General features: G+C 57.5%; 21 protein-coding genes. 11 read left to right on the forward strand and 10 right to left on the reverse strand.

Features of this window, described 5'->3' with window-relative positions:
* The first annotated feature begins 222 nt into the window (after nt 1–222).
* Nucleotides 223–1,044 carry a transporter gene (locus tag AC1DVE_RS23255; protein WP_223455850.1) on the forward strand — a complete coding sequence of 274 codons (822 nt, stop codon included), beginning with the start codon at nt 223–225 and terminating at the stop codon, nt 1,042–1,044.
* Between the two features lie 34 nt (nt 1,045–1,078).
* Entirely contained in the window at nt 1,079–1,471 is a 393-nt protein-coding gene (locus AC1DVE_RS23260; protein WP_223455849.1) for a GFA family protein, read from the forward strand.
* 11 nt (nt 1,472–1,482) lie between these two features.
* On the opposite strand, the gene AC1DVE_RS23265 is transcribed toward AC1DVE_RS23260, so the two are convergent.
* Both AC1DVE_RS23265 and AC1DVE_RS23270 read right to left on the reverse strand, forming a co-directional pair.
* Nucleotides 1,483–1,905, reverse strand: a complete 423-nt coding sequence (locus tag AC1DVE_RS23265) for an MAPEG family protein (protein ID WP_477784246.1) — start codon at nt 1,903–1,905, stop codon at nt 1,483–1,485.
* A gap of 81 nt (nt 1,906–1,986) precedes the next feature.
* Nucleotides 1,987–2,940 carry a diiron oxygenase gene (locus AC1DVE_RS23270; RefSeq protein ID WP_477784247.1) on the reverse strand — a complete coding sequence of 318 codons (954 nt, stop codon included), beginning with the start codon at nt 2,938–2,940 and terminating at the stop codon, nt 1,987–1,989.
* A 188-nt stretch (nt 2,941–3,128) separates the two neighbouring features.
* On the opposite strand from AC1DVE_RS23270, the gene AC1DVE_RS23275 reads away from it, so the two are divergent.
* Nucleotides 3,129–4,085 (forward strand): AraC family transcriptional regulator, encoded by a 957-nt coding sequence (locus tag AC1DVE_RS23275; protein WP_223533198.1) that lies wholly within the window; start codon nt 3,129–3,131, stop codon nt 4,083–4,085.
* A gap of 210 nt (nt 4,086–4,295) precedes the next feature.
* On the forward strand, nt 4,296–6,419 hold the full coding sequence (locus tag AC1DVE_RS23280; protein ID WP_477784248.1) for a TonB-dependent receptor: 2,124 nt from the start codon (nt 4,296–4,298) through the stop codon (nt 6,417–6,419).
* Here AC1DVE_RS23280 and AC1DVE_RS23285 read toward each other — a convergent pair.
* The 4 genes from AC1DVE_RS23285 to AC1DVE_RS23300 all read right to left on the reverse strand — a co-directional run bounded on the left by AC1DVE_RS23285 (nt 6,407) and on the right by AC1DVE_RS23300 (nt 8,975).
* On the reverse strand, nt 6,407–6,913 hold the full coding sequence (locus AC1DVE_RS23285) for a thiol-disulfide oxidoreductase DCC family protein (protein WP_223455844.1): 507 nt from the start codon (nt 6,911–6,913) through the stop codon (nt 6,407–6,409). The genes AC1DVE_RS23280 and AC1DVE_RS23285 overlap by 13 nt on opposite strands.
* Before the next feature lie 150 nt (nt 6,914–7,063).
* Nucleotides 7,064–7,270: a co-regulatory protein PtrA N-terminal domain-containing protein gene (locus AC1DVE_RS23290; protein ID WP_223455843.1), complete on the reverse strand. Its 207-nt coding sequence runs from the start codon at nt 7,268–7,270 to the stop codon at nt 7,064–7,066.
* Between the two features lie 86 nt (nt 7,271–7,356).
* Complete coding sequence (locus AC1DVE_RS23295) at nt 7,357–8,010, reverse strand: hypothetical protein (RefSeq protein ID WP_477784253.1); 654 nt, start codon at nt 8,008–8,010, stop codon at nt 7,357–7,359.
* 626 nt (nt 8,011–8,636) lie between these two features.
* Entirely contained in the window at nt 8,637–8,975 is a 339-nt protein-coding gene (locus tag AC1DVE_RS23300; protein WP_223455841.1) for a hypothetical protein, read from the reverse strand.
* Nucleotides 8,976–9,290: 315 nt separating this feature from the next.
* On the opposite strand from AC1DVE_RS23300, the gene AC1DVE_RS23305 reads away from it, so the two are divergent.
* The 5 genes from AC1DVE_RS23305 to AC1DVE_RS23325 are packed head-to-tail and all read left to right on the forward strand — an operon-like array spanning nt 9,291 to nt 14,346.
* On the forward strand, nt 9,291–10,763 hold the full coding sequence (locus tag AC1DVE_RS23305; RefSeq protein ID WP_477784249.1) for a c-type cytochrome: 1,473 nt from the start codon (nt 9,291–9,293) through the stop codon (nt 10,761–10,763).
* Between the two features lie 49 nt (nt 10,764–10,812).
* Nucleotides 10,813–12,588, forward strand: coding sequence for a cytochrome c oxidase subunit I (gene ctaD / locus AC1DVE_RS23310; protein WP_223455864.1), 1,776 nt, complete (start codon nt 10,813–10,815; stop codon nt 12,586–12,588).
* On the forward strand, nt 12,585–13,277 hold the full coding sequence (locus tag AC1DVE_RS23315; RefSeq protein WP_223455839.1) for a cytochrome c oxidase subunit 3: 693 nt from the start codon (nt 12,585–12,587) through the stop codon (nt 13,275–13,277). Before ctaD ends, AC1DVE_RS23315 begins: the two co-directional genes overlap by 4 nt.
* Before the next feature lie 6 nt (nt 13,278–13,283).
* A complete protein-coding gene (locus tag AC1DVE_RS23320) occupies nt 13,284–14,015 on the forward strand; it encodes a heme-copper oxidase subunit III family protein (RefSeq protein ID WP_223455838.1) in 732 nt (243 codons plus the stop codon).
* 13 nt (nt 14,016–14,028) lie between these two features.
* Nucleotides 14,029–14,346: a cytochrome C oxidase subunit IV family protein gene (locus tag AC1DVE_RS23325; RefSeq protein ID WP_223455837.1), complete on the forward strand. Its 318-nt coding sequence runs from the start codon at nt 14,029–14,031 to the stop codon at nt 14,344–14,346.
* 32 nt (nt 14,347–14,378) lie between these two features.
* Here AC1DVE_RS23325 and AC1DVE_RS23330 read toward each other — a convergent pair whose 3' ends face one another.
* From AC1DVE_RS23330 to AC1DVE_RS23340, 3 genes are all read right to left on the reverse strand, one after another.
* Nucleotides 14,379–14,939, reverse strand: coding sequence for a magnesium transporter (locus AC1DVE_RS23330; RefSeq protein ID WP_477784250.1), 561 nt, complete (start codon nt 14,937–14,939; stop codon nt 14,379–14,381).
* A 134-nt stretch (nt 14,940–15,073) separates the two neighbouring features.
* Nucleotides 15,074–15,364: a hypothetical protein gene (locus AC1DVE_RS23335; RefSeq protein WP_223455835.1), complete on the reverse strand. Its 291-nt coding sequence runs from the start codon at nt 15,362–15,364 to the stop codon at nt 15,074–15,076.
* Between the two features lie 212 nt (nt 15,365–15,576).
* A complete protein-coding gene (locus tag AC1DVE_RS23340; RefSeq protein ID WP_223455863.1) occupies nt 15,577–16,398 on the reverse strand; it encodes a helix-turn-helix transcriptional regulator in 822 nt (273 codons plus the stop codon).
* Nucleotides 16,399–16,495: 97 nt separating this feature from the next.
* On the opposite strand from AC1DVE_RS23340, the gene AC1DVE_RS23345 reads away from it, so the two are divergent.
* On the forward strand, nt 16,496–17,452 hold the full coding sequence (locus tag AC1DVE_RS23345; RefSeq protein WP_223455834.1) for a threonine dehydratase: 957 nt from the start codon (nt 16,496–16,498) through the stop codon (nt 17,450–17,452).
* 107 nt (nt 17,453–17,559) lie between these two features.
* Here AC1DVE_RS23345 and AC1DVE_RS23350 read toward each other — a convergent pair whose 3' ends face one another.
* A complete protein-coding gene (locus AC1DVE_RS23350) occupies nt 17,560–18,552 on the reverse strand; it encodes a GlxA family transcriptional regulator (protein WP_223455833.1) in 993 nt (330 codons plus the stop codon).
* A 194-nt stretch (nt 18,553–18,746) separates the two neighbouring features.
* Here AC1DVE_RS23350 and AC1DVE_RS23355 point away from each other — a divergent pair, with 194 nt between their 5' ends.
* Entirely contained in the window at nt 18,747–19,538 is a 792-nt protein-coding gene (locus AC1DVE_RS23355) for a cysteine hydrolase family protein (protein WP_223455832.1), read from the forward strand.
* Nucleotides 19,539–19,572 lie beyond the last annotated feature (34 nt).

Below are 19,572 nucleotides of genomic sequence, written 5' to 3' on the forward strand. Positions count from 1 at the left end.
GGGCGCCTCGTATTCGGGCACTGGTACTCGCCGGTCGGTTACGCAAAGCAGGTGCTTGCACGCCGGTCAATGCGGGCCGAATGCTGCCCGTAGCAGCGGGATAATCCGAATCAATAACTCTCAAAAACTGTTAAACACGGGGCCAGGAAAAATTGCACATCGATCACAGTTGCCTACGCTAACCCTTTGCAACGCCGGTTTTGGCGTCTACAGGTGAGTGAGATGGATTTGAAAGAAGGATGGATGGGTACCGCGTCGACACTCGTCGTTGCGTTGGGCTGCATCCCGCTGGCTCAGGCCGAAGATTCGGCAGAGTTGGCGAAGAAAGCCCTCAACCCGGTCGCGGCGATGTACAGCCTGCCGGTGCAGTACAACTGGGACCAGAAGATGGGGCCGACCGGTGAGGGCATGCACAGCGTGACCAATATCCAGCCTGTGCTGCCGTTTGCCTTGAACGAAGACTGGAACCTCATTTCCCGGACCATTCTGCCGGTCATCGATCAGCATGGTCTGGCCCCCAATGGCGCGGCGGACAAATCCGGCACCGGCGATATCACCCAGAGTTTTTTCTTCTCGCCGACCAAGCCCACGGAAAGTGGCTGGATACTCGGTGGCGGCCCGGCGTTGCTGATACCGACCGGCAGTGACGAGTTGCTCGGCAGCGAGCAATGGGGCCTCGGCCCGACGGCGGTGGCGTTGAAGCAGTCCAACGGCTGGACCCGAGGCATTCTGGCCAACCATATCTGGGGCCTGGACGACAGCCCGCCGGACGACAAGGAAAAGGTCAACCAGACCTTCCTGCAACCCTTCCTCTCGTACACCACCCATACGTTCACGACCTACGGGGTGAACACCGAGTCGACCTACAATTGGCAATCGCGCGAATGGTCGGTACCGGTCAACCTGACGGTCACCCAACTGCTGAGAATCGGCGGTCAACCGCTGACGGTGCAGGCCGGCCCGCGCTACTGGCTCGACAGCCCGGAGGACGGCCCGCAAGGTTGGGGCTTTCGCGCCGCCGTGACGCTCCTGTTTCCACGCTGATACGCCGTTTCGGACGGCCTGGAGGAGACACCGCATGGACCGATTCACCGGCGGTTGTTTGTGCGGCAAGGTGCGCCTTGTTGCGTCGGGGCGCCCGTTCCGGGTTGGCGTTTGTCACTGTCTCGACTGCCGCAAGCATCATGGGGCGCTGTTCCACACGTCCGCGATATTTCATCAGGATGCAGTGACGATCGAAGGTGAAACACGTGACTACGCCGGGCGGCATTTCTGCCCGCAGTGTGGTTCGTCGGTGTTCTCACGCAGCGCGGACGAAATCGAAGTGAACCTCGGATCCCTGGATGCCCCTGACCAGCTGACGCCAACCTACGAGAGCTGGGTCGTGCGCCGCGAGGCCTGGTTGCCGGTGTTTCCACTCACCCGACGCTACGAGCGCGATCGAGACAGCACGGGGCGTTTTGAGGACTAACGGGCACCTATTCAAATGCCGTGAAAAGCGGCTATGACAATGAGCGCGAGAAAACACACCAACTGAACGCTGAAGAAAGTAAACCGAACCGCCACGAATGCATTGGTTTGCTCATGGGATACGTGAACCAGTGACTGGCACACGCGAGCGATCAGGACGAGTGTGGACAAGTAATTCACTGCTGCGCCATTGACATCAAGGGCTGTAATCACGAATACGATGACGGCAAAGACAGGCAGGTTTTCCACACAGTTGGCGTGAGCCCTTGTCCCGCGCCGATACCAATCCTCGCCTTCGAGCCGATCGCTTCGGAAAGAGGCTATCGGAACTCTCGAGAACAGGATTCCTACCCAGCGATAAACCCCGACGGTTGCCATCAACAGCAGCAAGGTCCAGGTCGCAAACCCAAGCAGCATCCACATCGGTATCGTCATGGCCGCCATCCTCGATAGTTCATTATCAGCACGTCATCCCACAGCCGCGCGGCCGACGAGCAGTCGGTCGCGCACTGTCGGTCAATTGCTCATGATGGGGGCCAGTGCGGTTTGAATCCGCGACATCTGTGCGGGCGTTGTCATCTGCGTCAGCAAACGGCCGAAGTGAGGATGCTGCACGCCAGAGATAATGTATTGCCAGCGGTAGGCGCTCAGCACGCAGGCCTTGATTTGCGCTGACTCATCGACACTGAACGATCGTGAAGCATTACTGATGAAGTAGTCGGCATCGGCTGCCGATTGTGCCTGCAGGATTGCGTCCACGGCCGCCACCAGCGCAATCAGGTCATTCACTGCCTGGTCGCGCTCGGCGGGCGAGAGTTTCGCGTGCTCGTCCCGCCACTCCAGTTCATCGAGTACCACGTGGCGGCTTTCATCCTTCCAGTGAAATTTGAAAACATCCTTGAACAACGGGCACAGCTCCTCGCGCGGGGCGATGCTTTGCACGTAGTGCGCCTGAACAAACAGCTCGATATGGCAGGTCAGCGCCAGCACCGACCAGGTGCTGGCCGCGAGTACCGCGCGCGCCACCTCGTTTGGATCGGCAACTTGACGATATCCCGCGGGTAATTTCGAACTCATCATGGTTTCCATGCGCCGGAACAGTTCCTGGTGCTTGATCTCGTCGTTGGAAAAACGTACCAACGCTTCAAGCGCCAGTTGATTGTCAAATACATGGGCCCGACCCTGATCGAGCATCTTGGCGCTGATGAAACGCTCGACCAGGCCAAAGATATACGCATAGGTCCGGCCCTGGATCTGACTGAGCAGGCGTGCCTCGGCCGCGGCGAGAAAAGTCAGGCGGTCGACCTGCGAGAGTCCGTCGGGCAGGAATTTGCGCGAGAAGTCGAAACTGCGGTCCTGGAGCAGATCGCGATCGATCTGCCATTCGGTCTTCTTCGATGATCTGACCATTTGCGCATAACGGGCGGTGTTGCCTGACGCTGAGCCGGGTAGGGTAACGACGCTGTTCATATGGATCTCCTGCTGCCCTGGTTGAGTTGGAATGGGGCAATTTCGGTTGACGTCGGAGCCAATGAGCCTCTGGGGACAATCCCGATCGCTGAGTCCGCGTTGGTGCTAATCTAGGCGTCGCAGTTCAGGCGGTGAATGACCGGTGCGCCTGAATACCTGCTCCGGACTCCGGAAAGGAGGGCGGTCAAGTGTTGGATGCGCTTTCTGATGTCTTGCGTGTGATTCGGCTGTCTGGAGGCGTCTTCCTCGAGGCGGAACTCACTGCGCCCTGGTGCATCAATGGCAGAATCTCGGCGGATGATTGCAAGCCGTTCCTGGCGGCACCTCGACACATCATTGCGTCGCACTTTGTCGCCTCTGGGCGCATGCAAATTCAAATCGACGGTGGTGCCGCCATCGAGGTAGGGGCAGGCGAGCTCGTTCTGCTTCCTCGCAACGACGCTCATTCCTTTGGCAGCGATCTGAGCCTTGCGCCCATGCCGGCCAGAGAAGTCATTGAGCCGCCAGAAATCGGTGGCATTTCACGGATCAAGTACGGCGGGGGCGGTGAGGCCACGCAGTTGTTGTGCGGGTTCCTCGGTTCGGAAACACCCTTCAGTCCGTTGCTTTCGTCGCTGCCTTCCTTATTGAAACTGGACCTGCGCGCGACGGCTTCGGGCACCTGGATCGAAAGCTCCTTCCGTTTTGCTGTCAGTGAGATCGCGGCGGGCCGCGTCGGCTCGACAACGGTCATCGCCAAGCTATCCGAACTGTTATTCGTCGAGGCCGTCGGCCAGTATGTCGCCAGCCTTCCCGCTGAGCGGCGCGGGTGGCTGGCGGGTTTGCGCGATCCGCATATCGGGCGCGCACTGGCGCTACTGCATGCTCGTCCAACCGAGGGCTGGACGGCAGAAGCCCTGGCGCTTGAGGTGGGCATGTCGCGCTCGGTATTCGCCGAGCGCTTCACGGCATTGGTCGGCCAGCCACCGATGCAATACCTGACGCTGTGGCGTATGCACGTGGCGGCTCAACACCTGCGCGAAGGTCGCGGCAATGTGGCGCAAATCGGCTTTGCCGTTGGCTACGACTCCGAAGCCGCGTTCAGTCGCGCATTCAAACGCCAATTCGGCACTTCCCCCGGCACCTGGCGCAGACAATCGGCATGAGAGGGGGGAGCTGTAGCCGCCTACCCTGAGCGTCGGATATTGAACTGTCACGGCCCGAGGCTTGACGTCCGGACGGAGCGCTTCTGTCGGCCATCAATCAAATTGAGACGATCGTTCTGAGTCGCGTCAATGATTTGTATCGGAATGATATGTATTTACTTACAAAAGATAATCGTTATTATTCGCGCGATCATTCATACAAAGGTGTCCATGGTGGCTCGATCGCGCATTTACCCAGCCTCTCTGTCGTTGCTGGGCGTTCTGGTTGTACCTGATTTACAGGCAGAAACGCAGCCAGCTCTAACCCTGCCGGCAACCGCTGTGAACAGTGATTACAGCGAGCAGAGCTACATGTCGACCGAGAGCAGGAGCGCGCTGAAGATCGATGCCCCGCTACGGGATATCCCACAAACCGTCAACGTGGTTCCCCAGAGCGTCATCAAGGATCAGGGGGCTCAGTCGATGGAAGACGTGCTGAAGAATGTCCCCGGTATCGGCCTGTCCAATGGTGACGGCCAGCGCGACCAGGTCACCATCCGTGGTTTCAGTGCCATTGGCGACATGTACATCGACGGCATTCGCGACGATGCGCTGTACTTCCGGGATCTGTCCAACGTCGAGCGGGTGGAAGTGATCAAGGGGCCGGCTGCGGTGCTCTATGGCCGAGGCTCTTCGGGGGGGCTGATCAACAGCATCAGCAAGACACCCAACTTCGCACCCAGGCAGGAGGTCGGCGTCAGTGTCGACAGCGAGGGCAAAAAACGCACTCAGTTCGATGCCGGTTGGGCCGATCAGCAGCAAGGCGATAAAGCCTTTCGTGTGACCGGTGCGCTGGAGAACAGCGATACCTTCCGGGACGACGGCTACATCGACCGCAAGGCCATCGCGCCTTCGGCCTACTTCAAGCTCTCGGATGATCTGGAACTGGACCTGGGCGCGACCTATCTGTATGACAAGCGCCTGATCGACTTCGGTATCCCGGCACGAGGCGACCGACCGGTCGATGTGGACCGCGACAAGCGCTTCGGTGCCGCCGACCCGGATGATGACTACACCCGCAGCGAAGTGTTCTCGTTCACGGCGGGTGTCGACTACCGGATCAACGACGATTTCAGCCTGAGCAATACCAGTCGTTACTACCACTACGACCTGGATCGCAACAACACACTCGCGGACTCCAGCCCGACACGTTTCGTCACTGCTCCCAATGGTGAACTGCTGGTAAAACTCAACCGCGGCAACGTGCAGCGCAAGGAGGACGGGTGGTTCAACCAGACCGAACTCAAGCAGCGCGCCGTGCTCGCCGGGATGAACCATAACCTGCTCTATGGAGTGGAGCTGGGGCGCCAGGTGAAGGACCAGTCCGTATTCAGCCAATCCAATGTGGCCAGGGTGCCGGTGTACCGCGATGCCTTGGTCGACGTGCCGTTCCAGGCCAATCGGCAAACCGCCAAGGGTACCAATACCCAGGACACTGCCGGCTTCTATATACAGGACCTGATCGAACTGGCGCCACAGTGGAAGGCTCTGCTGGGTGTGCGTTACGACGTGTTCAACCAGGAATACGCCGATGACCTGACGCACAGCGAGCTGTCGCGCACCGATACGACCTGGAGCCCGCGAGTCGGTCTGGTCTACCAGCCCGATCAAGTGCAGTCCTATTACGTCTCGGTGAGCCGTTCCTACCAACCCTCCGCCGAGATGTTCGCCCTGAGTACGACGAACCAGGATCTGGAACCAGAGGAGACCACCAACTTCGAGATCGGCGGCAAGTGGGACCTGCTCGACAATCGCCTGGCGTTGACGGCGGCGTTGTTCCGCCTGGAACGCATCAATATGAAAACCAGCGATCCGGCGAACCCGACCAAACTGGTGCTTGCGGGTGAGCAGCGCACCGATGGCCTTGAGCTGACCGCCAGCGGGCAGTTGAGTGACAAATGGCAGGTCTATGCCGGTTACGCCTATCTGGATGCCGAGATCACCAAGTCCAACAGCTTTACCAACGGTGTCGCCAACGAAGGCCAGGTACCCACCTTGACGCCGCGCCACAGCGCCAACCTGTGGTTGGTGCGTTCGCTGACGCAAACCTGGCGTGTGGGCTTGGGGGCCAACTATGTCGATGACCGCTATACCGCGCTGGATAACAATGTGGTCATGCCGGCTTACACAACAGTGGACACCGCGCTGCTGTACAACCAGCCGAAATGGGACATGGCCCTGCGTCTGCGCAATGTGTTCGACAAGGACTATTACGCTTCGGCGCATGGTTCGGTGGATCTAATCACGCCCGGTGCCCCACGGACGCTGGAGCTGAGCAGCAACTATCGCTTCTGAGTACAGTCCTGAAGAACAGGCGTCCGGCATTGTCGGGCGTTTGTTTGGGGCGCTTTCAAAAAGCGCTGTTCATGATCAGGTTCCGGCAACAGGCATGTGTCGTATTTCCCGAAGAGCCGATAACGATTAAGCGCAATGCGGTCGTATGTCCAATCTCGAAGTTTGCGAGGGAAGATGCGCAATAGATTCACGGGGCGCCAGAGTGCGGGAAACTGGGCGATGATTTCGAAAAATGCATCCGAACGTGCCCAGTAGTGTCGGTCGCGGATCACCGCCATGGTGTCGAATTGATCCATGGGCAAACCCGCCCACGCGAGCAGAGCCTGCCCCTCGGGTGACTGAACCGCCGCCAACCGCAGGCGCCGCTGGCGATCATGGCGAATCAACAACCTCACCCAGCCATTGCACAGCTTGCAGACACCGTCGAACAAGACCACCGTCTCTCCAGGTTTGAGCAGTGGCGCGGGTGACGGGCGGATGTGCGAGGCTGGCATAAGCGTGGGTCCAAGGGAGCCTGGTTATCCCGGAACACTGGATTTTGTGTAAACGGGATTTCGGTTAAAACGACAAATGCAGCACCTTGAGTGCTGCATTTGAGGCTTGAGACCGCACATTATTGTCGGCCTGGGGACGCGCTACTCAGATCAGCTTTTGGCGCGATCGGTCGCCTTGGCTTTGCTTTCAGCTACAGCGCCTTCAGTCTTCTGTTTCTGTGCAACCTGGAAGGCTTTCATCGAGACTGTCCGGGCCGACTCCATGCGAGCGAAGGTCCGGTCACCGCCACCGGTGGCCATGGCCAGAGAAGAAGCGGTCAGGGTGGCGACTACGAAGAGAACTTTCATGGATTTCATTTGGGTATCCTCAAGTGAGATTTTGTTAACAGCTAAAAGAATCGGAATTTATTTACTGAAGCTGAACTTCCTTGTTCAACCTGGMTTYACCAKCCAGCCAGGGCGGCGTTGCCTGGTGWCCWGGTGCCTTGCTCCRTACGCGCTTCGGTGTCTTTGTTTTTTGCCCAGGCAGTGAGCAGTACCATCATCGCGAAYCCACCAACGATGAGAACCGGATAGGCTGCCAGCAACTCCACCAGCGAGTACTTCCAGGCTAGCGGACGACCAACACCGAGCATGGCGGCATAGAACCACGACACGCCAGAGAGGGCRCCGGAGAACAGCGCCAGCATGCGCAGGYTGAAGGAGAGTTTCAGTAACGAACCGGCTTTTTTCAGCGCCGGCAATACAGCGCTATGCAACAGGAAGCCGTTAAAGGTCAACAGYACAACGATGCCGATCTTGGCTTGCAGTTTKGGRTTGAGGAARTACTCCATCCCCTTGCCGGCATAATCGATCCCGATAATACCAATGCCCGTAAYCCAGAGCGCTACAAGTGCAAGCGATACGGTTTTTTGAAGGCTTTCCATGTGCGCGTCATCGTGGTGACCTGACGCATCGCCTTTCAGGAGTTGCTTGACCATTGCAATGTCACTGGTCAAAACCAGCCCGATTGCCACACAGCAAGCGATAAGATGGAAATATACAACGCCCAAACGCAAATATTCCACGGTGGACGAAGAAAGCATACTAAGTTCCATGGTTACCTCTTGGTTATAATAGTGAATCAACATGGCTCTCATGTACGGCTTAGTTGATATTTGCCGTTGCTGATTGCAGTCAAGATCCAGAAATTTCTATTAATTAATCTTGCGGTGTTACGCTGGCAAGACAATAGCGGGTTTCTCGAATGAACTTTTAGTCATTCGATCATGTCCATTTTCAGGTAACAAAAAACCTCAATCGCACTGGGTGCATAGGAGGTTTAACTTCCGCTTCTGGGGTCAGGTGAGGGGCAGAGCCCGTGTCATCTGTTGCGTATTCTGAACGAAAAAACCCGGCTCCGTTCATTTTTTGATCAATTATCCTGACCAACGGCAGTGAAATGGCTAGTCGCTCATTGCCTGCCAGGATAGCGCCAGCCAGCACCATTACTGGCTTTGCGGCGAGTTGGGAGGCAGCTGAGAGCCCCGCCGATTTTTTCGTCTTTTTTTGCGGATTCCATGGAAAAAACGGGGGGGGGTACAAGCTGGTCGGCCATAAAAAAGCACCTGGTCGGGTTTACAAACCAGGTCAAGGTACTGTCATTTCCCCCCCTGAAAAAGTCAGATTCTCCACATGTGGGGGTACCCACGGAGAAAGACCGAACCCGGGAATCGCGTAGTCGTTACTCAAGCAACTGATCAATCAATACCGCATTGGTATAGATCAAGCTGCCATCGCTCGCACGGTGCCCGACCAGATGAAACTGACCGCGTTCGTCGTGCAAATAGACACGCATTTGACAGTCGGACAAGGGGGCGTATCCCTCGGGCATGATCAAGTCCATCGAGTCCATATCGACATCGACCATGGCTTCAGGCTCGTGGGTCTTCTGCAAGCGCTCTTCGGCCTCCTCCAGACGGACATGGAGAGGTCCGTCGACGTAGAAATGGACTTCCCCCATCGGGGTGGACTTTTGGGCGCCGCTGGTTTTGCACCAGCCTTCGATCGTCAGGGCACTCATGACGAAACCTCCCATGTGGATTGTTGGACTCTGTAGCTATCGTCTCTGCTCAATGCCGTCACTTATGTTTGATGACTACACCAGGGCAGGGTTCGTCTTTTGGGGCCGCTTCTGGCCGAACTCTGCCGTCCGTCATCAGAAATTCAGTATAGCCGGTCGCCGGGCCTCGCTTGCCGACCTCGCGGTACAAGCCGATGGCTCTATACTTCTTACTGACTTTGCCGCCCGGATGGGTGGTAGTTGTCTGCCCTGCTTGGACGTCAGTGGCGATGCTTTTGCATAACCGATGAACAACAGGAATAGGATGAAGAGGAAATGGCAATAGCAATTATCTTGATACTAATCGTTATTGCATCAGTGCTATTCCACATATTGGCGCCTTGGCAGGCGACACCGGCAGCATCCAACTGGGGATCCATAGACACCACCCTGTTCATCACCCTGATCATCAGCGGAATATTTTTCATTGCCATCACGGTATTCATGGCGGTAGCGGTGATGCGCTATCGTCACAAGGAAGGTTCCAGGGCGGCCTACCAGCCAGAAAACAAAAAACTGGAATTATGGTTGATTGTCGTTACCTCGCTAGGTATTGCCGGGATGTTGGCGCCAGGACTGGTTGTTTACAACGATTTCATCCGGGTGCCGAAGAATGCTTACGAACTTGAAGTAGTCGCCCAGCAATGGCAATGGGCCTTTCGATTTCCCGGCCAGGACGGGAAGTTGGGCAAGTCGGATATCAAGTTTGTCAATTCCGCCAATCCCCTCGGTGTTGATCCCAAGGATCCTGCAGGGCAGGACGATGTGCTTGTAATGAATAATGAAGTTCGCCTTCCGCTCGATCGGCCGGTGAAAGTCTTGTTGCGCGCTAAAGATGTACTGCACGATTTCTATGTACCGCAAATTCGCAGCAAGATGGATATGGTGCCAGGGATGGTGTCGTACTTTTGGTTTACGCCGACTAAAACCGGAAAATACGAAGTCCTTTGCGCTGAATATTGTGGCGTAGGTCATTACAACATGCGCGGCCATATGATCGTGGAAGAGCAGGGCGTCTTCGATCAATGGCTCAAAGGCCAGCCGACTTTTGCGCAGACATTGACCACAGCTGCCACGCCCAGTCGAGACAGCGTGCTGGAAAAAGGCCGCCAGTTGGTCGAACAACTCGGCTGCAAGGCCTGCCATAGCCAGGATGGCGGTGCCAGTCTCGGCCCGGGATGGAAGGATTTGTACGGCCGCACTGAACAGCTTGCCGATGGCACCAGTGTGCTGGTCGATGAGGCCTATCTGAAAGAGTCGATTCTCGATCCGAAGGCCCGACTGGTACAGGGCTACCCGCCGGTCATGGTGGCCTATACTCTCAATGGCGATGAACTGGGTGCTGTCATCACCCTGATCAAATCACTGGGTGCTGCCCGGCAAGACGATGAACCTTCGACCGGCGAAGCGTCGAGCCCGGGTGAAGACCTGGTGGCGCAGGGACAGCGACTGGCCGGGTCGCTCGGCTGTCTGGCCTGCCACAGTGTCGATGGCAACAAGGGCGTCGGCCCCAGCTGGCAGGGCCTGTATGGCAAGACGGAAACCTTTGCCGACGATACGAGCGTAAAGGTCGATGAGGGCTATCTCAAAGATTCGGTTCTTCATCCCAATGCCAAAATCGTCAAGGGCTATGCGGCCGTCATGCCGGCATTGGCTCCGAGTGACGAGGAGCTGAATGCACTGATCGCTTTCATCAAATCCAAAGCGAATGCCGACGCTGATGCGAGCAAGGCGGAGCCAGGGAAGTAGCCGTAAAGCAGCCAGGAATGCACCGAAACTTCGACAGGAGGATGACGTGATGGCCTATGCGGAGCAAGCCGAAACAGAAGCACTGCACGAGCCCAAAAGTTTCCTGACCAAATACATCTGGAGTCAGGACCACAAGGTCATAGCCATTCAGTATTCGTTGACGGCCATCTTCGTGGGGCTCATCGCTCTGGTGTTGTCCGACTTGATGCGCATGCAGATAGGCTTCCCCGGTAGTTTGGCGTTCATGGACGCCAGTACTTATTATCAGGCGATGACCATGCACGGCATGATCATGGTCATTTACTTGCTGACGGCCTTGTTTCTAGGCGGCTTCGGCAACTATCTGATCCCGCTGATGGTGGGCGCCCGCGACATGGTCTTCCCCTACGTCAACATGCTCAGCTACTGGTTTTACCTGGTGGCGGTACTGGTGTTGCTCAGCAGTTTTTTTGTCCCTGGCGGCCCCACAGGTTCCGGCTGGACGCTCTATCCGCCACAGTCCATAGCTCAGGGGACACCGGGGGTCGAGTGGGGCATCGTCCTGATGCTCGTCTCACTGGCGATTTTCATTGTCGCGGCCACCATGGGCGGGTTGAACTACGTCACTACGGTGTTGCAGGCGCGCACGCACGGCATGACCTTGTTTCGCATGCCACTCTCGGTATGGGGCATCTTCATGGCCTCGATCATGGCCTTGCTGGCGTTCCCGGCGTTGTTTGTCAGTGCGGTCATGATGCTGTTCGACAAACTGTTGGGCACCAGCTTCTTCATGCCGGCGATGATCTCGCTGGGGCAGCAGCTCGATCACCAGGGTGGCAGCCCGATATTGTTCCAGCACCTGTTCTGGTTCTTCGGCCACCCGGAGGTCTATATCGTTGCTCTCCCTGCGTTTGGTCTGGTGTCCGACTTGATCAGTACCCATGCGCGTAAAAATATCTTCGGCTACCGAATGATGGTGTGGGCCATTATCGCGATTGGCGTACTCAGTTTTGTGGTCTGGGCGCACCATATGTATGTCAGCGGAATGAACCCGTACTTTGGCTTTTTCTTCGCCGTCACCACCTTGATCATCGCGGTGCCGACCGCGCTGAAAGTCTACAACTGGGTGCTGACCCTGTGGCAGGGCGACATCCATCTGACCGTGCCGATGCTGTTTGCCCTGGCCTTTATCGTCACCTTCCTGGTCGGCGGCCTGACCGGGTTGTTTCTCGGCAATGTGATCGTGGATATTCCGCTCTCGGACACCTATTTCGTCGTGGCCCATTTTCATATGGTCATGGGGGTCGCCCCGGTCCTGGTGGTGTTCGGCGGCATTTATCACTGGTTCCCGAAAATCACCGGGCGCATGTGGAACGACACCCTGGGCAAGCTGCATTTCTGGATTACCTTTCTGGGCACCTACGCCATCTTCTTCCCCATGCACTACCTGGGTTTCCAGGGCATGCCACGACGCTACTACGCCTATGAAAACTACGCGTTCATCCCACAGTCTGCGCAAGAGTTGAATGCCTTCATTACGGTGGTCGCATTGATCGTCGGCGTGTCCCAATTGCTGTTCGTGTTCAACCTGGCCTGGAGTGCATTCAAGGGCAAGCCGGCAGGCAGTAATCCCTGGGGCGCGGCCAGCCTGGAATGGCAGACGCCGAACACCCCGCCGAAACACGGTAACTGGGGAGAGAAGCTGCCGGTCGTGCATCGCTGGGCCTATGACTACAGTGTGCCGGGGATAGAGCAGGATTTCGTGCCGCAAACGGTTTCCGCCGAGGAGCTGGAGCACATGCGGCAACTCAGTGCCGGAACTAAAATAGCGGACGTCAAGACATGAACAGACTGCTATTGAGAAACGCCGACGGCGCTGATCCCGGCGGCAGCTGGAGTCGCGACCCTGAGGGAATTCAGGCCGGCGAGGGTGCCGATAGAAGGCAAACCGCAAGGGTAGGTCTGCGCTTGTTTCTGGTGGTGGTGAGTTCGTTATTCTTCCTCTTCCTGATCGCCTTTGTCGCCCGTTCACAAATGGCCGACTGGCTACCCCTGACAGAGCCTTTGGCGCCGCTAGGCAATCTCCGACCGCTCTGGCTGAATTCGGCTTTTCTGGTATTGAGTTGCATCGCACTGCAGTGCTCGCGCATGGCCGCCCGACAGGCTCGGCTGGGCGCAACTGTCATTGGTTTTGCATTGGGGGGTGTCTTTGCCATTGCCTTTCTGGCGGGGCAACTCTGGGTCTGGCAGCAGTTTGTCGCCTGGGGCTACTTTGTCGCGAGCAATCCGGCCAACAGTTTCTTCTACCTGTTGACCGGTCTGCATGGGCTCCACCTACTGGGCGGGCTGATCGCCTGGTGCTGGATCGTCGCTAAATTCCTGCGTCATGTGCCGCTGGTGCAACTTGGCGCCAGCGTAGAGCTCTGTGCCATCTATTGGCATTACTTGCTGGGCCTGTGGTTCGTGCTATTCGCGCTGTTGGCCAGCACGCCGCAAACCTATGAAGCCATCGCCAGATTCTGCGGCCTGAGGTGAACAGCCATGGCATTGCACCCACAAGCCCAAGCCCAAGCCCAAGCCCAAGCCGAGATCAGTTCATCCAATCCACCAGGCTTGCCGCCAGCACCGGGATGGCAGGGCATCGCCAGCGATTGGTCCTCGGATAAAGAGGCCTTCAAGCAGGTGCCTTGGGGCAAGGCGATGATGTGGATATTCCTGCTCAGCGATACTTTTATATTCACCTGTTTTCTGACCGGCTACATGTCGGTACGCATGACCATCACCAGCACCTGGCCGAACCCCAGTGAAGTGTTCGCATTGACGATCGGCGGCAGGGAAATCCCGCTTATTCTGATCGCCATCATGACCTTTGTGCTGATCAGTAGCAGCGGCACCATGGCCATGGCCGTCAATTTCGCCTATCGCCGTAATCGCGCGAAAACCACGGCCCTGATGCTGGCGACCGCTGCCCTGGGGGTGACTTTCGTCAGCATGCAGGCATTCGAATGGAGCAAGCTCATCGCCGAAGGGGTGCGTCCCTGGGGCAACCCCATGGGGGCGGCGCAATTTGGTGCCTGCTTTTTCATGATTACTGGTTTTCACGGACTGCATGTGTCAATCGGTGCCCTCTACCTCAGCATTGTGGCGCTGAAAGTATGGCGCGGAGATTATGAGCGCTCCGGAAACTACCAGAACGTCGAGATAGCCGGGCTTTACTGGCACTTCGTGGATCTGGTGTGGGTATTTATTTTTGCATTCTTCTATTTATGGTAGAGGAGCACGAGTGATGGCACATGCTCAGGGTCAGCAACATCCAATCAGTCTGTACCTTAAGATCTGGGGGCTGTTATTCGTCCTCAGCACGATGTCGTACCTTGTCGACTATTTCCACTTCCATGGCTATCTTCGGTGGTCCCTGATTATCACTTTCATGTTGTTGAAGGCAGGTTTGATTGTCTCTATCTTCATGCATATGGCATGGGAGCGCCTGGCCATGGTCTACGCCATACTGGTGCCACCTTTGTGTTTACTGGTGCTCATCGGGCTGATGGCCACCGAGGCAGACTATGTTTTCCTCAGCCGGGTCATTTCCTTTGGCCAATAAGCAGCTTTCGGATGGCCTTGATTCTCCAGGCGCTAACCCGATATCACTCGCTTGAATTGATGCCATTTGTGCTGCCAGGCCACTGTCCAGTGGGGGGCTGCGGCTCCCGTGCCAGCGATCTTCAGCTTTGGATGATGTTTGATTACCTGGTCCAATACCGATTCTTGATTCGGTTCAACATCCACGAAGAAGATATGTTTGCCCTCGGTTACCACCTGCTTGAAATTGCGGAAGTGAGTGTTCGGCACCTGGAACCCAAAAAAACCGCCTTCCCAGATGCAGAAGCCCAATACAACAATGGCGAGGAAGATGAAAGGCATCCAGCCTGCGGCGGATTCGGTCCAGCCCATCCAATAGGCACCACCCAGGACCAGCGCCGCGAGTGGCACACCGATTACCGCACCAATCTCACCAGAGTGAACAGCATCCTGTTCCATTAACGAGTTGACCTCGTGGAGGTGATGTTGTTCTACATCAGCAACTTGTTCACTGAGCACATGAATCTGTTCGGAATTGATGCCGCTGGCTTCCAATTCATATTCAACGGTTTCGAKATCGTTGAGATTGTCGCTGATGTAATAGTGTCGATTCATGCCACACCTCCAAACTCGTGTTTGCTGTAGACCTCCTCTGTCCGGCAGCAGTGATTATCTGTACCCTGGGGAACGTTGCACACTTCATGCAATCTGAGAAAAAGTATAGCACTCACCACCCTGTGGATCGGTCGCTAGTTGATCTGCACAATGACCGGACCCTCCGTTACGATCGGCGGGTTCGCGTGGATGTTCGAGGTATTTTTCTGAATCCAGTCACGCGCGACTTTCAGGCTCGCATCACTGCCGGCCTTGTCCGCGCAAACGGTGATCGACGTACCACCGTCACCCGTATTCAGCAGTGTGTAGCTTACGAGGCCAGGCACTGTCCGCAGGGTTGCTTCGATGTCGACTTTGCGCTCTTCTAAAAGCTCGAAAAGCTGCTTTGCTCCAGTACCCAGGTAGGTTCTTATCACCGCATACATAGTCGTCTCCTTTGGGAGTAACTTCTTGATGCCAATCCAGATCCGTTGATGGCGGCAATCACTCAGGTTTCAGTTCGCCCTGATTTATTAAGCTTAGCCAAACGCCAGCGACAATCGAAATGCAACGACCACCGGCCACGTTTGGCCGATTTCTGCTTGTCAGCAACGGCAGGCAGAAATCCGCCCGTTGCAAACAACAAGTTAGCCCGGCGCTAACTGAACCTCGAACATTGACGCAACTGCGCCGGACTCACTCCAAGGCGTTGCTTGAAGGTGGTCGCCATATGCGCCTGGGAATTGAAACCGCAGGCGTAGGCGATCTCCGTCAGTGTGGCAGTCGAATCGCGCATCAAGGCACGGGCCCTGGCGAGACGTCGGTCGATCAGGTAACTGTGCGGGCTTTTGCCTGTGGCGTTTTTGAATGCCCGCATGAAATATCCTTCGGACAATCCAAGCAGGCCCGCCATCGCCGGTACGCTCAACGGGCTATCGAGGCCTGCATCAATGAACTCATCGAGCAAGCGCATCCGGCTGCCGGTTATCGAGCCATGGGGTGCTGTCGACACCGCTTCGCTATCCGTCGCCCGCTCGGACAATGCCAGTGCCCAGGCTTCCCAATCGTTCTCCACAGAGGCCAGCAACAGCGCGGCGCGCATTCGCCGTGCGAGGGCAGTGGCCTGCCGATCGATGCGATTGTTGAAGGTACGATCCCCCACCAACGCCATACCGTCGGTGCGCATCACCCGCAGGTATTCACCGCCCTGGGGTGATTCGGACAGCACGTCACACCCGGCGGGGACAAATGCCAGGCCGTTGGGCACGGCATCGAAGGGGCGTATTCGGTCACTGCCGATGGCGTGCAGGCCTCGCTGGCTGTCGAAGGCAAAGCCGATTCCCGCCTGGGTCGCGACATATCGGGTCGCGTAGGCGCAGCCGGGGAGCAATTCGATCGCCCAGGGACCGGCCTCGATACGGCGGACCGGTTCGGACAGGAGTGGTGGCGGCAGGCGATTTCGATGACTCATGGACAGCATAGTAGTGAAGAGTGGGGGCAAAAGTCAGGTCAGTTTTCTGAAAGCCGGAACACTGCGCCCGTGTTCAGACTGGGCAAAATCTCAGGGGGGACAACTCATGCACAGACTGACTCGCGACGACATCGAACAGGCCGCTCGCAGCGTTTACCAGGTCATGCCGGCCACCGCCCAGTACCCTTGGCCCTTGCTGGCTCAGCGGTTGGGTTGCACGGTGTGGGTCAAGCACGAAAATCACACGCCTACCGGTGCTTTCAAAGTACGTGGCGGTATCACCTTCATGCACTGGCTCAAATGCGAGCACCCGGCCGCGAAGGGCATTGTCAGCGCTACCCGCGGCAACCATGGCCAGAGCCTGGCGCTGGCGGCTGGCGCACTGGGTTTGAGGGCGTTGATCGTCGTGCCGCAAGGTAACTCGGTAGAAAAGAACAACGCCATGCGCGGCTTTGGCGCTGAAGTGGTCGAGTATGGCCGCGATTTCGATGATGCCCGTGAAGAGGCTGCCCGCCTGGCGCGAGTGCATGACCTGTTCCTGGTTCCGCCGTTTCATACCGAGCTGGTCAAAGGCGTCGCCACTTATGCGCTGGAGCTGTTCAACGCCGCGCCAGACCTGGATACCGTTTATGTGCCGATTGGCTGTGGATCGGGGATTTGCGGGGTGATCGCCGCCCGCGACGCGCTGGGTCTGCAAACAGAGGTGGTTGGCGTGGTTTCCAGTGAGGCTCTGGCCGCAAAGTTATCGTTTGACGCTGGAGCAATACGCGAAACCGCCTCTGCCAACACCTTTGCCGACGGCCTTGCCGTGCGTAAGCCGATTCCTGAAGCCTTTGCCGTCTACTCCGCAGGTGCCGCACGGATCGTAGCGGTCAGCGATGACCAGATCGCCGAGGCCATGCGTGTGTATTACACCGATACCCATAACCTTGCCGAAGGGGCCGGTGCGTCGGCGTTGGCAGCGCTGATCTCGGAGCGTGAAGCCATGTCGGGAAGAAGGGTGGGGGTGATTCTGTCCGGTGGCAACGTCGACAGATCGGTGTATGCGCGAGTGATTGCGTGAAGGGGACCTTGAGAACGACTGCTGATCGGGCGAAACAGTTGCTCCTGGCCCAGTGGATCAGCGAGCTGCTGGCTTGAGTCCGGTTCGGGGTTTGTACGAGTCTTCGCTTATGTGGACGATTGATCCGGTTTTTTTCCGGACCCACCATTGCCTTTGGCCAGGCGGGCACTGCGGCGCAGTTCCTGTGGCGTGCGCCCTATGACTCGCACGAAGCTGCGAAGCATGTGATCGGCATCGCCGAATCCGAAGCACCTGGCGATCTCCTCGAAAGTCTGGTGCCCGTCCTCGACCAGTGGCCGCGCTGACTCGATACGCAGGCGCTCGATAGCTTTCGCCGGCGTCACCCCGACCGATGCTGCGAACACGCGGCCAAACTGGCGTACGCTCATATGTGCAACGTCTGCCAGGCGTTCAACTGACAGATCATCACGCAGGTGATCGCGCACATAGCTCAGCACGGTGCGGATCCGATCCGAGCCTGGGTCGAAATCCAGCAGCGAAGAGAACTGATACTGGCCACCGGGTCGCCGATAGTAGACAACCAGCATGCGCGCGACGGAGCGTGACACCTCCTTGCCCAGGTCCTGCTCGATCATCGCCAGGGCCATGTCGATGCCCGCCGACATACCGGCGGACGTCCAGACATTCCCGTCTTCGGTCCAGATTCGATCTCCGTCCACGCGCAGTGACGGATAGCGTGCTTGCAATTGCGGCGCGTAGTTCCAGTGCGTGGTCGCGACACGACCGTCGAGCAGGCCGCTCTCGGCCAGCAGGAAGGCGCCAGTACAGACGCTGGCAGTGCGGCGAGCGCGCGGGGACATCTGCCGTATCGCCGCTGCCATCGGCAGCATCCTGTCATCGATCGGAGCGGTGGGGGCGCCGACGATGATCAGCGTGTCGAGGTGGTCGACCACCTGCAAGGCTTCGGTCGCGACTTGCAGCCCGCTCGAAGCGCTGATCAATCCACCTTCAAGCGAAGCGACTGTGAATCGATAGCCAGAAGGGCGCGCACGATTGGCGTTGGAGAAGGCTTCGAGCGGGCCACTCAGATCGAGCAATACGAAGCCCGGATAGACCAGGAAACATATGTGACGCTGCATGCACGGAACATCCACAGTCTGAATGGCGGCCATAGTACGCGCTTGGTGTCTGGAAGGTCACGGGGGGGCATTGAGCCCACCCGTCTCATGCAAGGTGAGGAGCTTGTCGGCCGAAATCCAGGGATATATGTCCATTTCGTGCCGTCTTCTCGCCGTACCGTGAATGCACCACCCCCACACTGCGGACGTGCAACATGACCTTCAACCGAATTCATCCTGCCAGACTCATCTCCTGCGCCACCTTGCTGGGGGCGATCCTGATGGCGCCCGGCATCGGCTTCGCCGCCGAGAACCCCTACGCCGATCCAGCCAAACCCGCGCTCCCGGCCTCCACCTTTGAATGGGATTCCAGTCGAACCGCACTGGTCGTGATCGACCCGCAGATCGACTTCATGAGCCCGGAGGGTGCGGGCTGGTCGGTCTTCGGCCAGAGCGTGACCGAGCAGAATCTGGTGCCGAATCTGACCCGGCTTTTCACGGCGTTCAAGCAGGCCGGAGCAACCGTCGCCATCTCGCCACACTACTACTATCCCCAAGATCATCAGTGGAAGTTTGAGGCGCCAGCGGAGACCGTTCAGCACAAGCTGGGTATGTTCGACCGCAAGGGCGCTTTGACGCTCGATGGATTCCGCAATTCGGGTGCCGATTTCATGAAGGAGTTCAAACCCTTCATCGAAGACGGCAAGACCCTCGTCGCCTCACCACACAAGCTGTATGGCCCGCAAAGCAACGACCTGATGCTGCAGTTGCGCAAGCAGCGGGTCGACAAAATCATCCTGGCGGGCATGGCCTCCAACCTGTGCGTCGAATCGCACCTTCGCGAGTTTCTGGAGCGCGGTTTCGAGGTGGTAGTCGTACGTGACGCGGTCGCCGGCCCGAAGCTGCCTGACGGCGATGGATACGGTAGCGCGCTGGTCAATTTCCGCTACATCGCCAACGGCCTGATGACAACTGATGAGGTCGTGAAAAAGCTGGAAGGGCGCTGACCTTGGGCATGCCCCATTTCCTGACCAGACAGGG

It is taken from the genome of Pseudomonas sp. P4_B4, from assembly GCF_056402255.1.

Coding starts and splice junctions, on each gene's coding strand:
- AC1DVE_RS23255 (WP_223455850.1), top strand. CDS start 223: ATGGATTTGAAAGAAGGATGGATGGGTACCGCGTCGACACTCGTCGTT.
- AC1DVE_RS23260 (WP_223455849.1), top strand. CDS start 1,079: ATGGACCGATTCACCGGCGGTTGTTTGTGCGGCAAGGTGCGCCTTGTT.
- AC1DVE_RS23265 (WP_477784246.1), bottom strand. CDS start 1,905: ATGACGATACCGATGTGGATGCTGCTTGGGTTTGCGACCTGGACCTTG.
- AC1DVE_RS23270 (WP_477784247.1), bottom strand. CDS start 2,940: ATGAACAGCGTCGTTACCCTACCCGGCTCAGCGTCAGGCAACACCGCC.
- AC1DVE_RS23280 (WP_477784248.1), top strand. CDS start 4,296: ATGGTGGCTCGATCGCGCATTTACCCAGCCTCTCTGTCGTTGCTGGGC.
- AC1DVE_RS23285 (WP_223455844.1), bottom strand. CDS start 6,913: ATGCCAGCCTCGCACATCCGCCCGTCACCCGCGCCACTGCTCAAACCT.
- AC1DVE_RS23290 (WP_223455843.1), bottom strand. CDS start 7,270: ATGAAATCCATGAAAGTTCTCTTCGTAGTCGCCACCCTGACCGCTTCT.
- AC1DVE_RS23300 (WP_223455841.1), bottom strand. CDS start 8,975: ATGAGTGCCCTGACGATCGAAGGCTGGTGCAAAACCAGCGGCGCCCAA.
- AC1DVE_RS23305 (WP_477784249.1), top strand. CDS start 9,291: ATGGCAATAGCAATTATCTTGATACTAATCGTTATTGCATCAGTGCTA.
- ctaD (WP_223455864.1), top strand. CDS start 10,813: ATGGCCTATGCGGAGCAAGCCGAAACAGAAGCACTGCACGAGCCCAAA.
- AC1DVE_RS23315 (WP_223455839.1), top strand. CDS start 12,585: ATGAACAGACTGCTATTGAGAAACGCCGACGGCGCTGATCCCGGCGGC.
- AC1DVE_RS23320 (WP_223455838.1), top strand. CDS start 13,284: ATGGCATTGCACCCACAAGCCCAAGCCCAAGCCCAAGCCCAAGCCGAG.
- AC1DVE_RS23325 (WP_223455837.1), top strand. CDS start 14,029: ATGGCACATGCTCAGGGTCAGCAACATCCAATCAGTCTGTACCTTAAG.
- AC1DVE_RS23335 (WP_223455835.1), bottom strand. CDS start 15,364: ATGTATGCGGTGATAAGAACCTACCTGGGTACTGGAGCAAAGCAGCTT.
- AC1DVE_RS23340 (WP_223455863.1), bottom strand. CDS start 16,398: ATGCTGTCCATGAGTCATCGAAATCGCCTGCCGCCACCACTCCTGTCC.
- AC1DVE_RS23345 (WP_223455834.1), top strand. CDS start 16,496: ATGCACAGACTGACTCGCGACGACATCGAACAGGCCGCTCGCAGCGTT.
- AC1DVE_RS23350 (WP_223455833.1), bottom strand. CDS start 18,552: ATGCAGCGTCACATATGTTTCCTGGTCTATCCGGGCTTCGTATTGCTC.
- AC1DVE_RS23355 (WP_223455832.1), top strand. CDS start 18,747: ATGACCTTCAACCGAATTCATCCTGCCAGACTCATCTCCTGCGCCACC.